22 protein-coding genes and 1 tRNA gene are annotated in these 21,487 nt (G+C 66.7%); 4 read left to right on the top strand and 19 right to left on the bottom strand.

Going from position 1 to position 21,487, the window contains the following annotated elements:
• The first annotated feature begins 26 nt into the window (after positions 1-26).
• Positions 27-1,106 (top strand): M23 family metallopeptidase, encoded by a 1,080-nt coding sequence (locus ACIP5Y_RS35465; RefSeq protein WP_400356748.1) that lies wholly within the window; start codon positions 27-29, stop codon positions 1,104-1,106.
• A 24-nt stretch (positions 1,107-1,130) separates the two neighbouring features.
• On the opposite strand, the gene purD is transcribed toward ACIP5Y_RS35465, so the two are convergent.
• Positions 1,131-2,414 (bottom strand): phosphoribosylamine--glycine ligase, encoded by a 1,284-nt coding sequence (purD, locus tag ACIP5Y_RS35460; RefSeq protein WP_400356747.1) that lies wholly within the window; start codon positions 2,412-2,414, stop codon positions 1,131-1,133.
• A 92-nt stretch (positions 2,415-2,506) separates the two neighbouring features.
• Between purD and ACIP5Y_RS35455 the strand changes: the two genes are divergently transcribed.
• Positions 2,507-2,932 carry an HIT family protein gene (locus tag ACIP5Y_RS35455; protein WP_397005082.1) on the top strand — a complete coding sequence of 142 codons (426 nt, stop codon included), beginning with the start codon at positions 2,507-2,509 and terminating at the stop codon, positions 2,930-2,932.
• Positions 2,933-2,997: 65 nt separating this feature from the next.
• On the opposite strand, the gene ACIP5Y_RS35450 is transcribed toward ACIP5Y_RS35455, so the two are convergent.
• The 5 genes from ACIP5Y_RS35450 to ACIP5Y_RS35430 form a co-directional block, all read right to left on the bottom strand.
• Complete coding sequence (locus tag ACIP5Y_RS35450; protein WP_400356746.1) at positions 2,998-4,314, bottom strand: sensor histidine kinase; 1,317 nt, start codon at positions 4,312-4,314, stop codon at positions 2,998-3,000.
• Between the two features lie 143 nt (positions 4,315-4,457).
• Positions 4,458-5,192 (bottom strand): response regulator transcription factor, encoded by a 735-nt coding sequence (locus ACIP5Y_RS35445; RefSeq protein ID WP_397005086.1) that lies wholly within the window; start codon positions 5,190-5,192, stop codon positions 4,458-4,460.
• Between the two features lie 154 nt (positions 5,193-5,346).
• Positions 5,347-5,418, bottom strand: a tRNA-Thr gene (locus ACIP5Y_RS35440).
• A 164-nt stretch (positions 5,419-5,582) separates the two neighbouring features.
• Entirely contained in the window at positions 5,583-5,825 is a 243-nt protein-coding gene (locus ACIP5Y_RS35435; RefSeq protein WP_019931522.1) for an MbtH family protein, read from the bottom strand.
• A 245-nt stretch (positions 5,826-6,070) separates the two neighbouring features.
• A complete protein-coding gene (locus ACIP5Y_RS35430) occupies positions 6,071-6,904 on the bottom strand; it encodes an alpha/beta fold hydrolase (protein WP_400356745.1) in 834 nt (277 codons plus the stop codon).
• 203 nt (positions 6,905-7,107) lie between these two features.
• Between ACIP5Y_RS35430 and ACIP5Y_RS35425 the strand changes: the two genes are divergently transcribed.
• Positions 7,108-7,281, top strand: coding sequence for a hypothetical protein (locus ACIP5Y_RS35425; RefSeq protein ID WP_400356965.1), 174 nt, complete (start codon positions 7,108-7,110; stop codon positions 7,279-7,281).
• 3 nt (positions 7,282-7,284) lie between these two features.
• Positions 7,285-8,766: a trehalose-6-phosphate synthase gene (locus tag ACIP5Y_RS35420; protein WP_400356744.1), complete on the top strand. Its 1,482-nt coding sequence runs from the start codon at positions 7,285-7,287 to the stop codon at positions 8,764-8,766.
• A gap of 65 nt (positions 8,767-8,831) precedes the next feature.
• On the opposite strand, the gene ACIP5Y_RS35415 is transcribed toward ACIP5Y_RS35420, so the two are convergent.
• The 13 genes from ACIP5Y_RS35415 to ACIP5Y_RS35355 all read right to left on the bottom strand — a co-directional run bounded on the left by ACIP5Y_RS35415 (position 8,832) and on the right by ACIP5Y_RS35355 (position 21,433).
• Positions 8,832-9,782, bottom strand: coding sequence for an oxidoreductase (locus tag ACIP5Y_RS35415; protein ID WP_400356743.1), 951 nt, complete (start codon positions 9,780-9,782; stop codon positions 8,832-8,834).
• 32 nt (positions 9,783-9,814) lie between these two features.
• Entirely contained in the window at positions 9,815-10,309 is a 495-nt protein-coding gene (locus ACIP5Y_RS35410) for a h domain protein (RefSeq protein WP_400356742.1), read from the bottom strand.
• A complete protein-coding gene (locus tag ACIP5Y_RS35405) occupies positions 10,306-11,103 on the bottom strand; it encodes a hypothetical protein (protein ID WP_400356741.1) in 798 nt (265 codons plus the stop codon). The genes ACIP5Y_RS35410 and ACIP5Y_RS35405 overlap by 4 nt, the downstream gene beginning before the upstream one ends.
• On the bottom strand, positions 11,100-12,551 hold the full coding sequence (locus ACIP5Y_RS35400) for an MCE family protein (RefSeq protein ID WP_400356740.1): 1,452 nt from the start codon (positions 12,549-12,551) through the stop codon (positions 11,100-11,102). The genes ACIP5Y_RS35405 and ACIP5Y_RS35400 overlap by 4 nt, the downstream gene beginning before the upstream one ends.
• A 2-nt stretch (positions 12,552-12,553) precedes the next feature.
• Positions 12,554-13,771 (bottom strand): MCE family protein, encoded by a 1,218-nt coding sequence (locus ACIP5Y_RS35395; protein ID WP_400356739.1) that lies wholly within the window; start codon positions 13,769-13,771, stop codon positions 12,554-12,556.
• Complete coding sequence (locus tag ACIP5Y_RS35390) at positions 13,771-15,012, bottom strand: MCE family protein (protein WP_400356738.1); 1,242 nt, start codon at positions 15,010-15,012, stop codon at positions 13,771-13,773. The genes ACIP5Y_RS35395 and ACIP5Y_RS35390 overlap by 1 nt, the downstream gene beginning before the upstream one ends.
• Positions 15,009-16,073, bottom strand: a complete 1,065-nt coding sequence (locus tag ACIP5Y_RS35385; protein ID WP_400356737.1) for an MCE family protein — start codon at positions 16,071-16,073, stop codon at positions 15,009-15,011. The genes ACIP5Y_RS35390 and ACIP5Y_RS35385 overlap by 4 nt, the downstream gene beginning before the upstream one ends.
• Positions 16,070-17,098 (bottom strand): virulence factor Mce family protein, encoded by a 1,029-nt coding sequence (locus ACIP5Y_RS35380; RefSeq protein ID WP_400356736.1) that lies wholly within the window; start codon positions 17,096-17,098, stop codon positions 16,070-16,072. Before ACIP5Y_RS35380 ends, ACIP5Y_RS35385 begins: the two co-directional genes overlap by 4 nt.
• Positions 17,095-18,348 carry an MCE family protein gene (locus ACIP5Y_RS35375; protein WP_400356735.1) on the bottom strand — a complete coding sequence of 418 codons (1,254 nt, stop codon included), beginning with the start codon at positions 18,346-18,348 and terminating at the stop codon, positions 17,095-17,097. The genes ACIP5Y_RS35380 and ACIP5Y_RS35375 overlap by 4 nt, the downstream gene beginning before the upstream one ends.
• Before the next feature lie 8 nt (positions 18,349-18,356).
• Positions 18,357-19,208: an MlaE family ABC transporter permease gene (locus ACIP5Y_RS35370; protein WP_400356734.1), complete on the bottom strand. Its 852-nt coding sequence runs from the start codon at positions 19,206-19,208 to the stop codon at positions 18,357-18,359.
• 4 nt (positions 19,209-19,212) lie between these two features.
• Positions 19,213-19,977, bottom strand: a complete 765-nt coding sequence (locus ACIP5Y_RS35365) for an MlaE family ABC transporter permease (protein WP_400356733.1) — start codon at positions 19,975-19,977, stop codon at positions 19,213-19,215.
• Positions 19,978-20,296: 319 nt separating this feature from the next.
• Positions 20,297-21,199 carry a 3-oxoacyl-ACP reductase gene (locus tag ACIP5Y_RS35360; protein ID WP_400356732.1) on the bottom strand — a complete coding sequence of 301 codons (903 nt, stop codon included), beginning with the start codon at positions 21,197-21,199 and terminating at the stop codon, positions 20,297-20,299.
• Between the two features lie 45 nt (positions 21,200-21,244).
• Positions 21,245-21,433, bottom strand: coding sequence for a ferredoxin (locus ACIP5Y_RS35355; protein WP_400356731.1), 189 nt, complete (start codon positions 21,431-21,433; stop codon positions 21,245-21,247).
• Positions 21,434-21,487: the final 54 nt, after the last annotated feature.

The raw sequence follows: 21,487 nt of genomic DNA, 5'->3' as shown, positions 1-21,487 counted from the left end.
CCGCCGGAATGCCTGAGGAGGGTTCAGTGCAGGGGGGACCGACCACCGACGAGGCGCGCCGGGAGACCGGCGACGACCCGCCCGAGACCAGAAAGTCGTTCCACGTCGGCGTGAGCCGATACACCCCGGGCGTGCTCTCCCACCTGCGGACGCACGACGAACCCTCCCGGGCACGCCGGGAACTCGCACAGGCCGCCCGCGTGACGACGGCCTTCCTGCGGGAGCAGGCCGGAGTGGCGCGGGAACGGGCACGGCAGACCTGGGAGCTACGGCCGCGGTCCTGGGCCGAGGTCAAGGGGCTACCCGCCCGCGGGCGCGCCGAGGCGAAACGACAGTGGCCGATCGTGCGGGCCTGGTCCATCCGGCATCGCGTGCTGATCGGCGGCCTGGTGCTGGTGCTGGTGTTCGCGGGCGCGGACAGCGCCCTCGCGCTCATCCCGACCGACGCGCCGGTGGAAGCCGGTGTGGCACTCCGCGTTCCGGTGCAGTACCCGCTACAGATCCAGGCCTCGCCCGAGACGTCGAAGCGGTATCTGGACGCCATCAACAATGGTGAGCACCTGCGCGAGCAGGCCGTGGTCGAGGACGCGGCCCGCGCCACCCTCGATCGCGCCAAGGCCGAGGCCGCCGCCGCGGTGGCGGGTCAGCCGCAGCCGTGGATGAACGCGCCGGCCGCCCCCGATACCGCGCTCCCGCCCGGCTTCGTGATCCCCGGCGTAGGCGGTTTCGTCCTGCCCGCCCGCGGCGTGTTCAGCTCCGGCTACGGCATGCGCTGGGGAACCTTCCACTGGGGCATCGACATTGCCGCGCCGATCGGCTCACCCATCTACGCGGTCGCCGCCGGCACGGTCATCGACGCGGGTCCCGCCCAGGGCTTCGGCCTCTGGGTCCGCATCCGCCACGATGACGGCACCATCTCCGTCTACGGCCACATGTACGACTTCTCGGTCTCGGTGGGCGAACGGGTGCCCGCCGGTCTGCAGATCGCCCGGATCGGCAATCGCGGCGATTCGACCGGACCGCACCTGCACTTCGAGATCCTCGTCAACGGTCAGCACGTCGATCCGCAACCCTGGCTGGCCCAGCGCGGAATCGTGGTCGGCTGAAACGACTCTCGTACGTAATGGGGCTCAGACCGGGGTGGGGATGCTGATGCGGCCCTCGGTGGCGGCGAGCGCGATATCGGTGCGGTAATGGCCACCCGGCAGCTTGACCCCGGCGATGCGGGCGTACGCGTTCTTGCGGGCCTCGTCGAGATCCGCGCCCTGGCCGACAATGGCGAGCACCCGGCCGCCCGCGGAGACGAGGGCGCCGTCCGCGCGCTGGGTGGTGCCGGCGTGCAGGATCTCGGATTCGGTTCCGGCGCCACTCGATTCGGCGCCGTTGATGACATCGCCGGTGCGCGGGCGGCCCGGGTAGTTCTCGGCGGCGAGCACGACGGTGACGGCCGAGCCGTCCTTCCAGCGCGGCGCGGCCACCTGGTCCAGGGTGCCGGTGGCGGTGGCGTTCAGGAGTTCACCGAGCGGCGAGTCCAGCATGGCGAGCACGGCCTGGGTCTCGGGATCGCCGAAGCGGCAGTTGAATTCGATGACGGCGGGCCCGGCCTGGCCGACCGCGAGGCCCGCGTAGAGCAGGCCGGAGAACGGCACGCCGCGGCGAACCATTTCGGCCGCAACGGGTTTCACCACATCCTCGACAATGGCGTCGAGGGTCTCCGCCGGCAGCCACGGCAGCGGCGTGTACGCGCCCATGCCGCCGGTATTGGGCCCGGTGTCGCCGTCGCCGACGCGCTTGTGGTCCTGGGCGGGCAGCAGCGGCACCACGGTCTCGCCGTCGACGAGGCAGAACAGGGAGACCTCGGGTCCGTCCAGGAAGGATTCGAGCAGCACCGGGTGGCCCTGCTCGAGCAGTTCCGCACCGTGCTCGCGGGCGACCGACCGGTCTGCGGTCACGACGACGCCCTTGCCCGCGGCCAGCCCGTCGTCCTTCACCACCCAGGTCGGCCCGAAGCGATCCAGCGCGGCATCCAGCTCACCCGGATGATCGACGATCTCGCTGTGCGCGGTGCGCACGCCGGCCGCGTTCATCACGTCCTTGGCGAACGCCTTCGACCCTTCGATGCGGGCCGCGGCCGCCGACGGCCCGAACGCCGGAATCCCGGCCGCCCGCACCGCATCGGCGACGCCGAGCACCAGCGGCACCTCGGGCCCGATCACCACGAGATCGGCCTTCAGCTCCCGGGCCAGCGCCACCACCTCGTCGCCCGACGACGGGTCGACCTGCCGGACGGTCGCGTGCTGGGCGATCCCGGCATTACCGGGCGCCGCGGTCACCGCGGTCACCGCCGGGTCCCGGCGCAGCGCCAGGACGAGGGCATGTTCACGGGCACCAGAGCCGATGACGAGTACGCGCACGGCAGACAGCTTAGAGGGATGGCGCCGGTGATTTGGTGGCGGTCTGATGTGCGTCCGCGCGAGGGTGGCTTCCCACGCGTAATGTCCGGGGCATGGCTTCTGTTTTCTCCGCAATCATCGAAGGTCAGCTGCCGGGCCGGTTCGTCTGGGAGGACGATGAATTCGTCGGGTTCCTCACCATCGCCCCGGTGACGCAGGGGCACACGCTGGTGGTGCCGCGCAAGGAGATCGACCAGTGGCAGGACGTGGACCCGGCGACGTTCGCGCGGATGACCGGCGTCGCCCAGACCATCGGTAAGGCGCTGCGGGCCGCCTGGGATGCGCCGCGCGTGGGCCTGCTGGTCGCCGGTCTGGAGGTGCCGCATCTGCACCTGCACGTGTTCCCGGCCTTCGAACTGGGCGATTTCGATATCACCGGGGCCGACCCGGAACCGAGCAAGGAGTCCCTCGACGAGGCGCAGGAGAAGATCAAGCAGGCGCTGCGCGATCTGGGTCACGGCGCGAACGTCCCGGCCTGATCCCGGAGGTACCCGTGTCCCGCACCCGTCTCGGGGTGCGGGACACAGTTGTCTGGGACGTGTCGTCAGGAGGGTTCGCGGGGCAGGCGCACCGCGAACACGGTGCCCTCGCCGGGCACGCTGGCCACGGTGACCGTGCCGTCGTGCGCGTCGACCAGCGCCTGCACGATCGACAATCCCAGTCCGGTGCCGCCGCTCTCCCGGCTGCGTGAACTGTCGGTCCGATAGAAGCGTTCGAAAACCCGCTCGGCCTGTTCGGGATCCAGGCCGGGCCCGGTATCGGCGACCTCCATGAGCACATCGTGCTCGCCCGGCGTGAGCAGCACCTTCACCGCCGCGTCGGGCGGCGTGTGCATGAGCGCGTTATTGAGCAGGTTGGCGAGAATCTGCCGCAGTCGCGCCTCGTCGCCGAGCACCTCCAGAGTGCCCGTCCCGGAACGGATTTCCAGGTCGATGGAGCGGGCGGGCTCGTCCGGCTGCTGCGCGGTGGCGAGGGCGCGCGCACTGTGCACGGCATCGCTGGCCAGCATGAGCAGATCCACCGGCCGCATCTCCACCGGCCGTTGCGCGTCCAGGCGGGCCAGCATGAGCAGATCCTCGACCAGCAGTCCCATCCGCTTGGATTCGCGTCCGATGCGGTCCATGAGCATGTCCGGATCGGTGATCGCGCCCTGCCGGTACAACTCCGAGAAGCCCTTGATGGAGGTCAGCGGGGTGCGTAGCTCGTGACTGGCGTCCGCGATGAACCGCCGCATCTTGGTCTCGGAACGCCGCGCGGCCTCCTCGGAGGCCTCGGTGGCCGCGAACGCCTGCTGGATCTGGGTGAGCATGGTGTTCAGCGACTGCGAGAGGTGATCGACCTCGGTATCGGTGCCGCGCACGGGAACTCGCTGATGCAGATCGCCGCCGGCGATGGCCGCGGCGGTGCGCTCGACCTCCCGCAGCGGCCGCAGACTGCGCCGGATCACCACCCGCGCGACGCCCGCGAGCGCGGACAGTACGAGCGCGCCGATCACCAGCTGCAGCACGATCAGCTTGTCGAGCAGCGCATTGGTTTCGTCCATGCGCAGCGCGACGACACTGGTGCCGAACTCGTTGGTGGTCTTGAGAACCCGCCATTCCTCATCGGGCGCGTTGACGGATCCGATGGTGGTGGGCCGGGTTCCGAGGTTGTCGGGGACGTCGGGCTTCTGCGATCCGGCGTCCAGGCTCAGCTTGTCCGCGCCGGACGGGTCCTGCACGCGCACCCAGTACAGGTGCGGCGGTCGTTCCCGCCCGCGCAGCGAGGGCAGGGGTTCGGGTCGTTGCGCGCCGGGTGCGGCCCAGCTGTGCGCGGCGTCGTAGAGCTGCCGGTCGATGCGCTCGACCAGAACATTCCTCATCAGCGAGGTGACCGCGATACCGGACACCAGCAGCCCGCATCCGACGAGGGATACGAGCGCTAGGACCAGGGTGGTTCGAAGTGGTACGGCCGCAAGCCGATCCGAAACTCGCCGGCGGAGGGTATGTGCTGCCTCCGCCGCATTCACGTCGCCGCCGACTTGCCGCGCGGTTCCCGCATGACATACCCGACTCCACGCAGGGTGTGTATCAATCGGTCCGGCCCGGTGTCGACCTTCTTGCGCAGATAGGAGACATAGGTTTCGACGACGCCGACCTCACCGCCGAAGTCGTAGCGCCACACGTGATCCAGGATCCGCGGCTTGCTGAGCACGGTGCCCGCATTGACGAGGAAGTAGCGCAGCAGCGTGAATTCGGTGGGCGACAAGGCGACCGGCTCGCCGGCCTTCCACACCTCGTGGGTGTCGTCGTCCAGTTCGATGTCGGCGAAGCGCAGCCGGGAGGATTTGGTCTCGGGTGCGGAGCGCCCGGCCCGGCGCAGGATGACCCGCAGGCGGGCCACCACTTCCTCGAGGCTGAAGGGCTTGGTGACATAGTCGTCGGCCCCGAGGGTGAGGCCGGTGATCTTGTCGTCGACGTCGTCGCGCGCGGTGAGGAACAGCACGGGCGCGTCGATCCCGTCCGCGCGTAGCCGGCGCAGCAGTCCGAAACCGTCCATGCCGGGCATCATCACGTCGACGATGAGTGCGTCTGGCCGGAAGGTTCGCGCTTTGTCCAGGCCTTCGGTGCCGCTGGATGCCGCAGCGACCTCGAACCCCTGGTACCGCAGACTTACCGACAACAGCTCTACGATCATCGGCTCGTCATCGACGACCAGAATCCTGGCCTCGGCTTCTCGCGATACGGGCACACCTGTCATGGACCCATAGTGCGGCCTGGGACAGGGAAGTCGCTGTACCTTCCCTGGGAGTTTCCTGGGAAGCACCTCTGCGCACCTGAGATCACCTGAGAGACCGTTCGGCCCGAAATATGCCACGGACGCCGGTCGATTGTTCGACCGGCGTCCGGAACCGAGCCCCCTGTCAGGATTGAACTGACGACCTTTCGCTTACAAGGCGAGTGCTCTACCACTGAGCTAAGGAGGCGGAAAACGGTGCTCATCATAACCGGGTAGGTCGGCTGCGCGGAAAAGCCGACGTGACCCGGTCATTCGATGCTCAGGACCGCCTCTCCGAAGTGCGGCCGCGCGGCATTCGCCGCCCGGCCGTACCCGGAAACCGTTCCTGCGCAGTATCGAGACGACCGCGGGTTAGGACTGCGCCGCCTGACGGGCGGCATCATCGGCGGCCATGGCGTCGCGCAGGCTCTTCGGACGCATATCCGTCCAGTTCTTCTCGACGTACTCGACGCACGCGGCGCGGCTGTCCTCGCCGAAAACGACTCGCCAACCCGCCGGGACCTCGGCGAAGGCGGGCCACAGCGAATGCTGCTCCTCGTCGTTGACCAGAACGAAGAACCGGCCGTCTTCGTCGTCGAAGGGATTGGTGCTCATTTCACCTCACTGGATACTGGCGCTGTGTACGGGAACTTCGACGGATCGTCCGTACGCCCGGTGAATGTACCGGCGCGTAGGAACGAGCCCCCGACGTTGATTCGACCCTAGCAAGGCAGGCGTTACGACTGGGCGGTTACCGTGCCTCTAGCGCTAGGTCATCGATTGTCGCAGGTCTCCGGGTTGCTCCGCAGCCGACCTGCGCTCGGCGCGGGCCGAGCGGGGTAATCGGCCGGAACCCGGGGTCAGACCGCGAAGAATTCCAGCAGGATCTTGTTGACCGCCTCCGGCTGTTCCAGGTAGCCGAAGTGCCCGGCGTCCGGGACCTCCTGGTAGCGGGCGCCCGGGATCAGCTCGGCGACCTCACGCGACAGGTAGGGCGGAATCATCCGGTCGTCGGCGAATCCCATCGACAGGCAGGGCACGGTGATGCCCCGGTAGGCCGCGGTGCGATCGAAGTCATGATCCATGCGGCGCTGTGCGCGCACGCCGGGAGTGACCGGGCCGCCGGTGAATTCGAACAGGTCCAGCCAGTCACGGGCGGCATTCGTGTCGGCCAGCGTGGCCGGCGACAGGTTCATCACCGCGGTGAGCGCGGCCTCGTACTTGGCCGGCAACTTCACGCCCGAGGCGTCGAATTCGTGCTCGCCCAGCGACAGCGTCTTCTGGAACTGATCGAGGCGGGCGTGCCCCGCCATGAAGACCGCCTTGCGGACCAGATCGGGCCGGGCCAGGGCGAGTTCCTGTGCGACGCGGGAGCCCATCGACTGGCCGACCACCAATGCGGGCCCCTCGCCGAGGAATTCGATGAGGGCCGCGGTATCGCGGACCAGATCGTCGATGGTCATACCGTCCGGGGCTTCGAAAGTCGGTGCGATGCCCCGATTGTCGAAGGTGCAGACCCGATATCCGGCGGCGATCAGGGCGGGCACCTGATGTAGCTCCCAGACGCGGCCGGGGCTGCCGGTGCCCATGATCATGACGACCAGCGGCGCGGACCCCTTGGTGTCGGTGCCCTTGGTCCGGTCTCCCTTGACCTGGTAGTTCAGCGAGATTCCGTTCACCGTCGCCAACGGCATACTCTTCGACTCCTTCATCAGGAAATACGTTCCGGGCACTTGTCAGGGGGCGCCACGCGCCCCATCAACCGTATAGGTTCCCGGGGTCCATGCGTTTCTGCACCATTGCGGTTGAGGCTCGTTGCACACCGAGCGGACGGTGCAGGTAATACGGGCAGATACCATGGATCGCACCTGAGCAGACTTCCCTCGAGAGGATATGGATGATGGCCGCGAAGAGTAGCGCCAATGACATCGCGGACGACGATCTGGAACCGCTCGCCGACGAAACCGCTCGCCAGGCCCAGCGCGTCGTGGCCGCATACGCCACCGATGCCGACGAATGCCGCATGCTGCTGTCGATGCTGGGTATCGGGCCCAATACGCGAGGCGAATGACCGGTGACCCCGGACAATTCCGGCTCCGGATTCGTTGTCGTCGCGAACCGGCTCCCGGTCGACCTGGAAAAACTGCCCGATGGCAGCACGCGCTGGAAGCGCAGCCCCGGCGGTCTGGTGACCGCGCTGGAGCCGGTGCTGCGCAATAACAAGGGCGCGTGGGTCGGCTGGGCCGGCGTGCCGGATGTGGATCTGGATCCGATCGTCGAGGACGGTCTGGAACTGCATCCGGTGCCCTTGTCGGCCGACGAAGTGGCCGACTACTACGAGGGTTTCTCGAACGCCACCCTGTGGCCGCTCTATCACGATGTGATCGTGCGCCCGGTCTACGACCGGCAGTGGTGGCAGGCGTATGTGCAGGTGAATCGTCGTTTCGCCGAATACACCGCGAAGGTGGCGGCGGAGGGCGCGACGGTCTGGGTGCAGGATTACCAACTGCAACTGGTGCCGAAGATGCTGCGCATGCTCCGCCCCGATCTGACCATCGGGTTCTTCCTGCACATTCCGTTCCCGCCGGTGGAACTGTTCATGCAGATGCCTTGGCGGACAGAGATCGTCGAAGGTCTGCTGGGCGCCGATCTGATCGGCTTCCACCTGCCCGGCGGCGCACAGAACTTCCTGTACCTGGCGAGAAGGCTTGCCGGGCAGCCGACTTCCCGCGGCAATGTGGGCGTGCGCTCGAAACTCGGTGTGGTGCAAGTGGGTTTCCGCACCGTACGGGTGGGCGCGTTCCCGATCTCCATCACCTCGACGGAGATGGACGAGTATTCGCGGCGCCGCTCGGTCCGTGAACGGGCCGCGAAAATCCGTGCGGAACTGGGCAATCCGAAGAACATCCTGCTGGGCGTCGACCGCCTCGACTACACCAAGGGCATCGACATCCGGCTGGCCGCACTCGAGGAGCTGTTGCACGAGGGCAGGCTGAATCCCGAGGAGACGGTCGTGGTGCAGCTCGCGACACCCAGTCGCGAACGCGTGGATTCGTACATCCAGATGCGCGGCGATATCGAGCGTCAGGTGGGCCGGATCAACGGCGAGTACGCCCGGGTCGGCTATCCCGTGGTGCACTACCTGCATCGCCCCATCCCCCGCGAGGAACTGATCGCCTTCTTCGTCGCCGCCGACGTCATGGTGGTGACCCCGCTGCGGGACGGCATGAACCTGGTGGCCAAGGAGTACGTGGCCTGCCAGGGCAGTCTCAACGGCGCCTTGGTGCTCAGCGAATTCACCGGTGCGGCAGCCGAGTTGCGTCAGGCGTACCTCTGCAACCCGCACGACCTGGATTCGGTCAAGGACGCCCTGATCGGCGCCATCGACGACGACCGGGACACCCGCCGTCGCCGCATGCGGTCCCTCCGCCGCCAGGTCCTCACCCACGACGTGGACCGCTGGGCACGCGCCTTCCTGGACGCCCTGGCCACCGACCGGGTCGCCGGCAGCGCACTCCTCACCGACGACGATGTCGATCCGGAGATGCACCGCTGAGCAATCGATAGCCATGAACTCGCCGGGACAGCTTGCCGTCCCGGCGATTTCGCGTCTACACCCCTTTATGCACCGCCCGGCCCGAACCGATAACGCACGCCGGTGAGCCGCTCCGACTCCTCCCACAACCGCGCCGCGGCCTCCGGATCCTGTGCTCGCGCAACGGGTTCCGCCAGCACGGGGTACCCCTTGGCGTGACCGGTGGGCCCGAAGTATTCCCCGCCGCGCACGGCCGGGTCGGTGGCGGCGCGCAAGGTCGGCAGCGCCCCCATTTCGGTGCTCTGCATGAACAGCCGCGAAATCCAGTGCGGCGCAGCCCCTGACAGGAACGCGCGCACCGGCCCGAAGTTCTGACTGAAATCGGAATCGGCAACACCGGGCCGCGCAGCCACGGCGAGCAGTCGCGCGTCCGTGCCGTTGAGCCGCCGCTGCAATTCGAGTGTGAACAGCAGATTCGCCAGCTTCGACTGTCCGTACACCCGCATGGGTTTGTACGGCCGCCGCCGATAGTCCAGATCGTCGATGTCGAAGGTGGTGCTGCGATATCCGGCGGTCCCGCTGCTCACGGTGACGACCCGCCCCTCGGGCGAGGCCGTCAGCAGATCCAGCAGCAGCCCCGTGAATGCGAACGGCCCGAGATGATTGGTGGCGATGGTGGTTTCGAACCCGTCCACGGTCTCGCTCCGGGTCCGGGTCAGCGTGCCCGCATTGTTGACGAGCAGATCGACCCGGTCGACCCGATCATGCAACTCGGCTGCGGCGGCCCGCACCGATTCCTGCACCGTCAAATCCAGCCGCACAGTACTCAATTCGGCCCCGGGCGCCTGCTCCCGCACGAACGCCACCGCCGCGGCGCCCTTTTCGGGATTGCGGCATGCGAACACCACCGCCGCCCCGCGCTCGGCCAGCCGCCGCGCGGTCTCCAGGCCGAGCCCGGCATTGGCTCCGGTGACGACGGCGGTCCGGCCGTGCAGGTCCGGCATATCGCTTGCCGTCCAAGGCTGTTTCTCGTTCATCGCTCCCCTCTCGCTGTTTCGGGGAGTGCCGGTCAGACCGGGTTGACGTCGGAGACCAGCCAGCGGCTGCCCTGCTTGTCCAGCTTCACGCGCAGGCGGCTGGCGTCGTAGGTGCCCTTGGCCGGGTCCTTGCCGGTGCTCTTCTGGTTCAGGAAGACCATCACCTGGACGTGGTCCGGGTCGGCCTTGATGACGCCGGTTTCGACCGCGGTGGCCTGGACGACGAGTTCCTTGTCCTTGGCGGCGGGTTCGAGGACGGTGGTCATGACCTTCATCCAGTCGGACTTGAAGTCCGAGGTCATGTCCTGGCAGACCTTGGGCATTTCGGTGTCCATGGTGCGGAAGTTGTAGCCGAACATGCCTTCGACGGTGCGCTTGGCGACGGTGACCGATTGGTCGCGGTCCTGGTCGAGGTGGCTGTCCTGCCACCAGTCGTAACCCTGCCAGCCGCCGATGCCGAGGCCGGTGACCAGCACCGCCAGGGACACGATCATGAAGACGAGATCACGGGTTCTCTTGTTGCTCATACCGTCATCTCCATTCCGGTCGCGGTGATGCCCTTGGCGTCGCGGGCGAGGGACACCTTGAACCGGTACTGGCGTTCCTGCGGTCCGTCGGCGCCGGCGTTGGTGAGGGTCTGCTTGACCGCGACGAGCACGATGGCGGAGTGGTCGTCCATGGTCTGCACCGCGGACTCGATGACCTCGCCCTTGGCCCGGACCTGGGCCTTCTGCACGATGCCCATGTAGTCGTTCTTGCGGTCGTTGTATTCCTTGTTCAGGTCGCCCGAGGTCACCTGGAGCACCCGGTTGATGTCATCGCTGGCGGTGTCCGCGCTGATATTGGTGATGTTGAGCATCGCCTGGCGTGCGGCCTGCATGTATTCACCGCGCAGGGTGTCCTGTGCGGAAATGGTGTCGCGTTCGTGGACGGCCCACACGGTGCCGCCGACGACGGCGACCGCGAGGACCAGCGCGGCGATCGCCACCACCCGCATCCACAGACTGCCCCGGTCGGCCGAAGCGACTGCGGGCGCTTCGGATTCGGGGGCCGAGCCGGATGCCGCGGTGGCCTCGGCGCCGTCCTCGGCGGGCTTCGCATCGGCGACCGGCGGCTGTGGGTTGGGCGAATCCTGCGCCTTGTCGAGGTGCACGGTGGCGGATTCGGTTGCCGCCGCCTGACCGGTCGTCGACCGGCCCTCGGGTACGGGCACGGTGGTGACGAACGCCTGTGTAGCGGCGTCCTGCTCCTCCGGCGGGGGGCCTTCCGAGCGCACTGCCCGCCGTCGTGTCCGGTTGCTCACCACACTTGATTCGCTCATTTCACCTGCTCCTGAACCATTGCCGTCAAATTCGCCGGAATCACTCCGGAACCGTCGGGCCCGATGTTCGCCTGACGATACGTGCGCCCGTCCGAGTCGAGGAACTCGCCATTACGCGGATCGTACGGTTGCGTCTGGACGGACGCCGGCTGGGCGGTATTCGCCGCGCCGGGTGGCGTGGTGTCCGAGCTCGGTGCGGCGCCGCCGGTCAGGTTGCCGTTCTTGTCCACCGGGTTCGGTGCGCCGAACGGCGGGTTGTCGCCCTCGGGCACGTATCCCTCGGGGTCGCGGCACAATTCGGGGGTGGGGGCGCGTTTGCCGGGCACCTCCATGCACGGCGTGTTGCGCAGGCCGCGGACCGAGAGGGGCGAGTTCTGGGAGACCTTGCAGTACAGCCCCTTCTGGGTATCCGGATGGTCCAGCAGCGCGGGCGAGCGCCGCTGATCCGGGGCCAGGAAGCCGGTGGTGCAGCCCTGCGGATCGTTGAGGCTGACCATGAAGTCCACCTTGGCGCCGTATTCCAGGGGTCCGCCGGTGGCGGCGGTCAGCAGTCCGGCGATGAGCGGTGGGAACACCACGAGCAGCTGCTCGATGCCGGGGTTGTAGATGTAGCCGACCTGCCCGACGCTGGCCAGATTGCGAGCGAGCAGCGGCAGGGTGGGCTCGAGGCTCTGGAAGAGCTGGGTCGCGGTGTCGGCGGTGCCGGGCGTCTTGCGGATGACATTGCGCAGCGCCGGATCATGTTCGCGCAGTTGGTCGGTGACCGCGGCCAGGTCCTTGGTCCAGGTCCGGATGGCGTCGTCGGATTGCACCTGGGTGTCGAGCAGCGGGCCGATCTTCTCGATCAGATCCTTGGTGGCGTCGGTGTTGTCCTTGGCCGATTGCACGAGCAGGGTGGCGGAGTCGATGAAGCGCTGCAGATCGGGTCCGGCACCGTTGAAGGCGGTGAAGGCGTCGTCGATGACCTGCTGCAGTTTGGTGTCGGCGATGCTGTTCAGCAGCTTGTCGCTCTGGTCGAGCAGGCTGCCGACGTCCTGCGGCAGTTTGGTGCGATCGGCGGGGATGACCGATCCGTCGGACAGGTTGCCGCCCTTGGGATTGTCGGCGGGGACCAGGTCCACGTACTGCTCACCGATCGCGGACACACTCTTGATCCAGGCGTCCACGTCGGACGGGATCTTGTAGCCGCTCTCGATGGACAGTTTGGCGTCGACGCCGGCCGGGGTGAGCCGGACTTCGGTCACCTTGCCCACATTGGTGCCGCGGTAGGCCACATTGGCGTGTTCGTAGAGTCCGCCGGTGGCGGTCAGGCGAACGGTCACGTCGTAGCGGCCGATGCCGAACATGGCCGGCAGCCCTACGTAGTAGCCGCCCATCACGGTGATGCCGATGACGGTGAGCACCGAGAAGATGACGAGCTGGACCTTAACGAAGCGAGTCAGTTTCATCGTTATTTCCCTTGCGGCACAGTGATGCCCGGGATGGCGGGCAGGCCCGGGATCGGTGGCAGTCCGGGGATGCTGGGCATCGGCGCGGGCGTGTCGGGGTGCGGCTGGAACGGGGCGTTCTTCGGATCGACCGGGGCGCCGGGAGTGCCGCCGACCTGGCCGAGCGCGCCCTCGACGCCCGCGTATCGCGGTCCGAACGGGGTGTCGGTGAGGAAGTTCTTGGCCAGTCGCGCGCTGGTGAGATCGAAGGTGATCTTCACATTGAGGTAGTCACCCTTGATCGCGCCGTCCATGTAGTGCATGGGGAACGGGAAGGTGAGCAGCATGCTGAGCGCGGAGGTCAGGTTGTTTCCGGTGTTGGCGATCTGTTCCAGCGCGGGCCAGATATTGGCCAGGTTGGCCTTCAGGTTGTCGCCGCCGTTTTGAATGATCTTGTCGACCGCGTCGCTCAGCCCGCCCAGGGCGGTGAGCGTCTTGGTGATGTTCTCACGCTTGTCCGCCAGCACGGTCAGTGCCGGGTGGATGTTGTCGATGGCGTTGGCCAGCCGATCCTTCTGTTGCGCAAGGATTCCCGAGAAGCGGTCCAAGCCGCTCATGGCGTCGATGATGTCCTTGGTCTGACCATCGAGAGTGCCGATGAGGGTGTTGAGTTGCGGCAGCAGGTCGCGGATGGCGTCGGTGCGGCCCTTGAAGGCCTTGTCCAGTTCGCCGGTGATGTTCTCCAGCTGGCTGATGCCGCCGCCGTTGAGCACGACGGAGAGCGAGGACAGCGTCTGCTCGGTGGTCGGGTAGGCCCCGGCCCGCTCGAGCGGAATGAGGTCTCCGCCTTTCAGTTTCCCTTGGCCCGTACCGTCGGCGGGTGCGGCCAGTTCGAGGTGATTACTGCCCAGCAGACTGGTCTGCCCGATCCTGGCGATGGAATTGGCCGGCAGGTTCACGTCCTTCTCGAGGCTCACGGTGACCAGCGCGTGCCAGCCCTCCACCTCGATGCCGGTCACGGTACCGACGGTCACGTCGTTCACCATGACCGGTGAATTGCGGGTCAACGTGGTGACATTCGGCATCTGGATCTTCACCTGCCACGAGCCCGCGCCCGTCCCGGCGGCGCCGGGCATGGGCAGCGAGTTGAGGCCGTCCCATTCACAACCGGTGACGCCGAGCGCGAGGGCGACGCCGATCGCCAGGCACGCCACCGTCTTTCGTCCGCGGATGGTCCTCATCAGTTGCCTCCCGGGAGCGCCAGATCGGCCAGACTCTTGGGCACGCTGACCTGAGCGTTGGCGCGGGCCTCGAGGTCGGGATCGGTGTACTTCAGCTGCTGGGGGTAGGCGCCCGCGGTGGTGGCCGGGCTCAGCATGAGCGGCGGGTAGTTCATGGCCAGGTTCTGCAATACCGGTCCGAGGGCCGTGGCGCACAGGTTGGCGCTCTTGTCGGATTCGTTGTCCTGCAGCGCCTGAATGGAGCCGCACAGGAAGCTGATCGGATCGGCCATATTGGTGAGCACCGGGTATCCGGTCAGCGTGCCCTGGGCGGGCTTGTAGATCTGGTAGAAGTTCACCAGCGCGGTGGGTCCGGCGTGCAGCACCTGTTCGATCTGCGGTCGCTTGTCCACCAGCAGCTGGGTGACGTCGGCCATGCGTTGCAGGCTGTCGGTGAGCGCGCCGCCGCGTTCGTCGAGGAAGCGCTTCACATCCGAGACGGCCCCGTCCAGATTGTCCAGTGCCGCACCGAGATCGGTGTCGACCCCCGCCAGCACCGAGGACACCGACGCCAGCCGGCTACCGAACTGCACGATCTGATCGTTGCTGTGCGACAGGGCATCCACGAACACCTGCAGATTGCGGATGGTGGCGAAGAGATCGGTGCGCCCGTCGGAGAGCGTGTTCAGCGCTCCGGACAGTTCCTTGAGCGTGTCGCGGAAGGCCTGGCCGTTGCCGTCGAGATTGTCGGCGGCGGTATTGACGAAGCGGCCGAACGAGCCCTGCTGGTCCTGCCCGACCGGGCCGAGAGTGGTTGCCAGCTTGTTCAGTTCGGCCTTGATGTCATCCCATTCGACGGGGATGGCGGTACGCGTGAGCGGAATGGTCGCGCCGCTGCGCATCTTGGGGCCGCCGGTGTAGGCGGGCGCGAGCTGAATGAATCGCGCCGACACCAGGTTCGGCGACACGATCACGGCCTTGGCGTCGGCGGGAATGTCGATGTCGCGATCCAGGGTCATCTTGACCGTGGTCTTGTCCTTGCCCGGATCGATGGCGTCGATCCGGCCGACCTTCACGCCGAGCACTCGCACGTCATCGCCCGCGTAGATGGCGTTGGCGGACGGGAAGTACGCGGTGATGTGCGTCTTGCCGATCCGCGTCACCACCGAGTAACCGGCGCCGACCACGATGACGACCAGCGCCACGATCGCGCCGATGCGCGCCCAGCGGGGCAGTGTTCCAACTTTTCGCAGTGCGTTCATTTGCCAGGCTCCGTCTGTGCCGGGGCGATGACCGGCGGGAAGTCCTTCAGGTAGTGCTGCAGGTCATCCGGCAGGTGCTGCGGCCAGACCATGGAGTCGGTCAGCATCTGCAGGTAGTCGCTGTTGGCATTGACGATGTAGGCCTGGAAGTACGGGCCGCTGCCGACCTGCTCACCCAGCGCGCCCGCGTAGGGGCCGAGGGCGTCCAGCGCGGCGGAGAGGTTCTGCTTGTTCTTCTGCAGGATGCCCAGCACCGAATTCAGTTTGTCCAGTGTGGGTTTGAGCTGCGCCTCGTTGTCGTTGACGAATCCGGTGAGCTGCTGGGCCAGATTGTTGACGTACACGATGAGCTGTCCGAGCGCGGTCTTGCGCGCGTCCAGTTCGCCGAGCAGGTCATTGCCGTCCAGCAGCAGCTGGTTGATCTTCGCCGCCCGGTCGGACAGCACCTTGGTGACGCCCTGCGCCTTGGCGAGCAGATCGACCAGCGCCTGATCGCGCGTATTGATGCTGCGGGACAGGGCCGTGACGCCGTCGAGCGCGGACCGCAGCGGCGCGGGAGTGTCCTTGAAGGTGTCGGACAGCGCGTCGAGGGTCTTGTTCACCTGGTCCATGTCCAGGTCCTTGACGGTGCTGGACAGATCGCCCAGCGCGTCGTTGAGCGAATACGGAGAGGTGGTGCGTTCCAGCGGAATCGGATTGTCCTTGCGCAGCGTGCCGCTGCCCGCGGGGGTGACCTCGAGGGATTTGCGGCCGAGCACCGTATTGGTCTTGATGGCCGCCGAGGTCTTGTCGCCCAAGGGAATCGACTCGTCCAGGGTGAAGCGGACCTTCACCTTCGCGCCGTCCAGCTTCACGTCCTCGACGCGACCGGATTTCACGCCGGCGACCTGGACATTGTCGCCGGGCAGCAGCCCGCCGGCGTCACCGAAGAACGCGGTGTACTCGGCGCCGGAGCGCACGAACGGCAGCCGGTCGAACTGCAGCGAGGCCAGCGAAATGGTGATGGCCAGCACGATTCCGATGACGCCGACATTGATCAGCGGTGAGCGTTCACCGTTCACTTGCCACACCGTCCTGTCGTCTGGCCGCCGGGCAGTTTGACGTGCAGCGGTTTACCGTCGGGGCCGTCGATCAGCAGGTCGGTCGGGCACGCGTAGATATTGAGGAACGAGCCGTAGGAACCGATGCGCACCAGCTTCTTGTAGGCGTCCGGCAGGTTCTGGATGATCCAGGTGAGCTCGTCGCTCTGATCATCGAGGGTGCTCGCGGTCCGGCCCAGCTGATCGAAGGTGGACTTCAGGTCCGGTCGCGCGGTGCGCAGCAGATCGGTGAGATCGCCGGTGGCGCCGGAGATCCGGGGGATGGCGTCGCCGATCGGATCCTTGTCCTGGGCGAGGCCGGTGATGAGCCGCTGCAGTTCGTCGAGGGTGGTGCCGAAGGCCTGATCGCGCTGGTCGATGGTCGACAGCACCGTCTTCAGATTGTTGATCACGCTGCCGATCAAGGCATCTCGATCGGCGAGGGTCTTGCCGAAGTCCCCGGAACTGTTGAGCAAGGACACCAGCGTGCCGCCCTGGCCCTGGAAGATCTGCAGCAGTGCACCGGTGAGGTCGTTGACCTGGGTCGGGTCGAGACCGCGCAACAGCGGCTTGAAGCCGCCGAGCAGCATGTCCAGGTCGAGTGCGGGCTTGGTCTGCGCCACCGGGATGGTCCCGCCCTTGCCCAGGGTCTGCGCGCTACCCGGTCCTTCGAGCAGCTCCAGATAGCGGTCCCCGACGAGGTTTTCGTAGCGGATGGTCGCCTGCGTGCTGGCGTAGAGCCGGTACTTGCGGTCCACGTCGAAATCGACGTGCGCCAGCTTGTCCTTGCCCACGTAGACCCGCGATACCGAGCCGACCGGCACGCCGGCGATCCGCACCTTGGAGCCGGGCAGCATGCCGGAGGAGCTGGTGAACACGGCGTGGTAGCCGTTCTCGCGGGCGAACCGCATCTGGGAGAAGATCACGCCGAGCATGGCCAGCACCAGCACCATGACGAGCGTGAACAGGCCGAGCTTGACCGAGACCGCGCGGGGCTTGAACCTCACTTACCCACCCCCGGGACGCCCGGCAGGCCGGCGTAGAGCAGCTGGAACACATTCGCATTGAGGTGCGGATTGGTTTCCGGATGCCAGACTTCGCCCTGCGAGGTGTCGGTGACCAGGTAGTCGGCATTGGTGCCGGGCTGATGGTCGAGGACGCCCTCGCAGTGCGGTCCGCCGGTGGCGTTCACCTTCGGCAGGTCCTGCGGGTACTGGTACGGCGTGCCGCCGGGCATGATGCTCGCATTCATGGTGACCGCGGGGTAGCGGCCGCCGAAGATGTCGCCGACCAGCGGCATGTTCGAGCCGATGCCGACGATGGTGCAGTAGAGCGCGGACCGGTACTCGTTGAGCAGTCCCGTGGTGGGCTTCAGATAGGCCAGCGCCTGGGTCAGCGGCGGTTCGGTGTCGTTGAGGATCGGAGTCGTGGTGTCCGCCAGCCCGATCAGGTTGGTGAGCATGGCGTCGAGGCTCTTCTGCTCGTCGACGATGGTCTTACCGGTAACCACCGCATTGTCGGTGGTCTGCAGCAGGTCCGGCACGGTGTCCGAATAGGTGCCGGTCACCGTCGTGGTCTTCTGCAGGTCGTCCTGCAGGATCGGCAGATCCGGATTGATCTGGCGCAGCCACACATCCGCGTCCGAGAGGGCTTGGCCGAGTTTGTCACCGCGACCCTGCAGGGCGGTGCCGAGCGCGGTCAGGGTGGCATTCAGCTTGTCCGGCTGGACCTTTGCGAGCACATCGTTGAGATGTTCGAAGATGGTGTTGAATTCGACGGTCACGGCGTCGGCCTGCACCGTCGAGCCCGGCTGCAGCGAAGCCTTGGAGGGCTGCTGAGGCTCGATGAAGTTGACGTACTTCGCACCGAAGACGGTGGTGGATCGGATATCCACCGATGAATTCGCCGGCACCAACTTCAATTTGTCCGGATCGAGCGCGAGTTCGATGCGAGCGCTGCCATTTGCATTATTCGAAATGCTCGCCACATGACCGATTTCCACGCCGCGCATCTTCACTTTGGCGTCCTTGTCCATGACCAGGCCCGCACGCGGTGCGTCGACGGTGACCTTGACGGTGTTCTCGAAACCGCCGGAGAACATCACCAAACTCACGGCGACCACGCCGACGAGGCCGAGCACCAGGCCGGCGCCGCAGAGCTTGATGGCCCAGCCCTGTTCGAGAGTCCGCTTGGGACCGGGCTTCCGGTCGAAGGCCGGGCCGCTCGGGCCGGGGGCCGTTCCCGTTTCTGTTGCCATGTCGCCGCCTACCCGGAGAGATGGAAATTGCCGGAGGTGCCGTAGATGGCCAGTGAGACCAGCAGCGTCACCATGACGACGGCGATCAGCGAGGCGCGCACGGCATTACCGACCGCCACGCCCACGCCCACCGGTCCACCGGAGGCGTGAAAGCCGTAGTACGTGTGGATCAGCATGACCGCCATGGCCATGAAGATCGCCTGGGCGAACGACCAGAGGATGTCGCTCGGGATCAGGAAGGTACTGAAGTAGTGGTCGTACACGCCGGCGGACTGCCCGTAGATCACCACGGTCGCAAAGCGACTGGCGATGAACGAGGCGATGACGGCCAGCGAGTACAGCGGGATGACCGCGATCAGGCCCGCCAGCATGCGGGTGCCCACGAGGAAGGGCACCGGGCGGATGGCCATCACCTCGAGCGCGTCGATCTCCTCGGAGACCCGCATGGCGCCGAGCTGCGCGGTGGTACCCGCGCCGAGGGTCGCCGCCAGGCCGATGCCCGAAATCACCGGCGCCGCAATGCGAACGTTGATGAAGGCGGAGAAGAAGCCGGTCAGGGCCTCGACGCCGATATTGCCGAGGGAGCTGTAGCCCTGCACGGCGATGGTGCCACCGGCCGCCAGGGTCAGGAATCCGACGATCACCACGGTGCCGCCGATGACGGCCAATGCGCCGGTACCCATGGAGATCTCGGCGATGAGCCGGATGGTCTCGGTGCGGTAGTGGATCAGCGCCCGCGGCACCGAGGCGATCGACCGTGCGTAGAAGATCGCATGGTGGCCGACGGAGTCGAGCGCCTCGGAGAATCGCCGGGTTCGCTTCGTCATGCGCGGGAAGCGGGATTGGATCACGAACGCCATCTGATCACCTCGCCGTGAACTTGATGCCAACGGCCGTGACAACCACGTTGATGACGAAGAGGGCCATGAAGGCGAAGACGACGGTCTGGTTCACCGCATCGCCGACGCTCTTCGGCCCTCCTCGGACGTTCAGCCCCAGATAACAGGCCACGAGTCCGGCGACGAGCCCGAACAGCGTGGCCTTCACTTCGGAGATGATGAGCTCGGGTAAGTGGGTCAGCAGGGTGAGGCCGTTCACGAAGGCGCCGGGATTGACGCCCTGCAGGTACACGGAGAAGACGAAGCCGCCGAGGATGCCGATGGTGGAGACGAGGCCGTTCAGCAGGAAGGCCACCAGCGTCGAGGCGAGCACCCGCGGCACCACGAGCCGCTGGATGGGGTCGATGCCGAGCACCTTCATCGCGTCGATCTCTTCGCGGATGGTGCGGGCGCCGAGGTCGGCGCAGATGGCGGTCGCGCCCGCGCCGGCCACGATGAGCACCGTGACCATGGGCCCGACCTGCGTGATGGTGCCGAATGCGGCGCCGGCGCCGGAGAGGTCTGCTGCGCCGATCTCGCGGAGCAGGATGTTGAGTGTGAAGCTCACCAGCACGGTGAACGGAATGGCGACCAATAGGGTCGGAACGATGGAAACCCGCGCGACGAACCAGGATTGATCGATGAATTCCCGTCGCTGGAACGGGGGCCGCACCATGGCGCGGGCGACAGCGCCGGCGAGTTCGAAGAACCCTCCGACCGCCCGCAGCGGTACGGCAAGGACTTCATTCATTCCCGCTATTCCTCCTGCCCCTGCCTAGCTATAGCACCTGAGATCTGATTGTGATCTCGGTCCCGCCCGAAGATTAGAACACGTTCTTACGTGATTCGGGAAGGTTTCGACGGTATTGAACAGGCATTCTCTTCGAACACGTGTCAAGTTTCGGGAACATGTTCTCCCTAGAGCTACCGTCAGACTGGTGGAGCTCTGTGAGGCACCACACACATAGTTGCTCCCCTTCCTACCAACGATCGACCCCGTGATCAACCGTTGGGGGCCGGAGTGTCAAATCTACGAACTCGCGGCCCCACCGGGGGAAGTCAGGTAAGCCTCAGCCGAGCTCGGACAGCGACGAGGCGGAAAAGGAAGCGCCGGAAGCGCGTTCGGCGAAATAGCCGCCCAGCGTGTCGGCGAGGCCCGCACGGGTCCACTCACCCTCGGCGTCGAAGCGCTGTTCCACCACCGGAGCCGCCATCAGGGCGACCATCGGGCCGTAGACGACGAACAGCTGGCCGTTGATGGAATCGGCGGCGGGAGAGGCCAGATAGGCCACCAGGCGGGCCACATGGTCCGGGGACAGCGGGTCGGGACCCGCCTCGGGGGCGGCGTCGAAGACCTTCTCGGTCATGGCCGTCCGCGCGCGCGGCGCGATGGCATTGGCGCGCACACCGATTTTCGACAGTGCCCGCGCGGCCGACAAGGTCAGCGCGGTGATACCCGCTTTGGCGGCACCGTAATTCGCCTGTCCCGCCGGGCCGAGCAGGCCGGCCTCGGACGAGGTGTTGATGATGCGCCCGTAGACGGGCGCGTCGGCGGCCTTGGACTTGGCGCGCCAGTAGGCGGCCGCATTGCGGGTCAGCAGGAAGTGGCCGCGCAGGTGCACCGCCACGACCGCGTCGAAGTCCTCGTCGGACATGTTGAACAGCATGCGGTCCCGGGTGATCCCGGCATTGTTGACGACAATGTCGAGGCCGCCGAAGGCTTCCTCCGCGGTGCTGATCAGCGCGTCGGCGGTGGCCCGTTCCGCGATGCTGCCACCCACGAATTCGGCCTTGGCGCCCAGGGCGCGGAGGTCGGCGAGGGTCGCGCTGACCGCGTCGTTCTCGGTCAGGTCGTTGACGATGACCGAGGCGCCGGCCCGGGCCAGTTCGAGGGCTTCGGCCCGGCCCAGTCCGGCGCCCGCACCCGTGACGACGGCAACTTTGCCGGCCAGGCTCACATCAGAATCGCTCACGGGGCCGACTCTAGAACGTGTTCCACCCGACGGGCAAGCATCCGCTCAGGACAGCTTGAGTGCGGCCTTGGGGCACTGCGCCACGGCCGTCTCGATGTCCGCCCGGTTCGCCTCCGTGACCTCCGCCTCGTGAACGTGCAGGTTGTCGTCGTCATCGAGTTCGAAGACATCAGGGGCGATTCCGACGCAGATTCCGTTGGCCTCGCACTGGTCGAAATCGACGGTGACCTTCATAGCTGACTCCTTATGCACAGGGATGGCCCGAGCCTAGTGCCCGGGTCCGGCCGG

Origin of the sequence: Nocardia sp. NPDC088792, from assembly GCF_044750615.1 — a bacterium.
Taxonomy (GTDB): domain Bacteria; phylum Actinomycetota; class Actinomycetes; order Mycobacteriales; family Mycobacteriaceae; genus Nocardia.
This window is presented reverse-complemented; position numbering and strand designations above follow the sequence as displayed.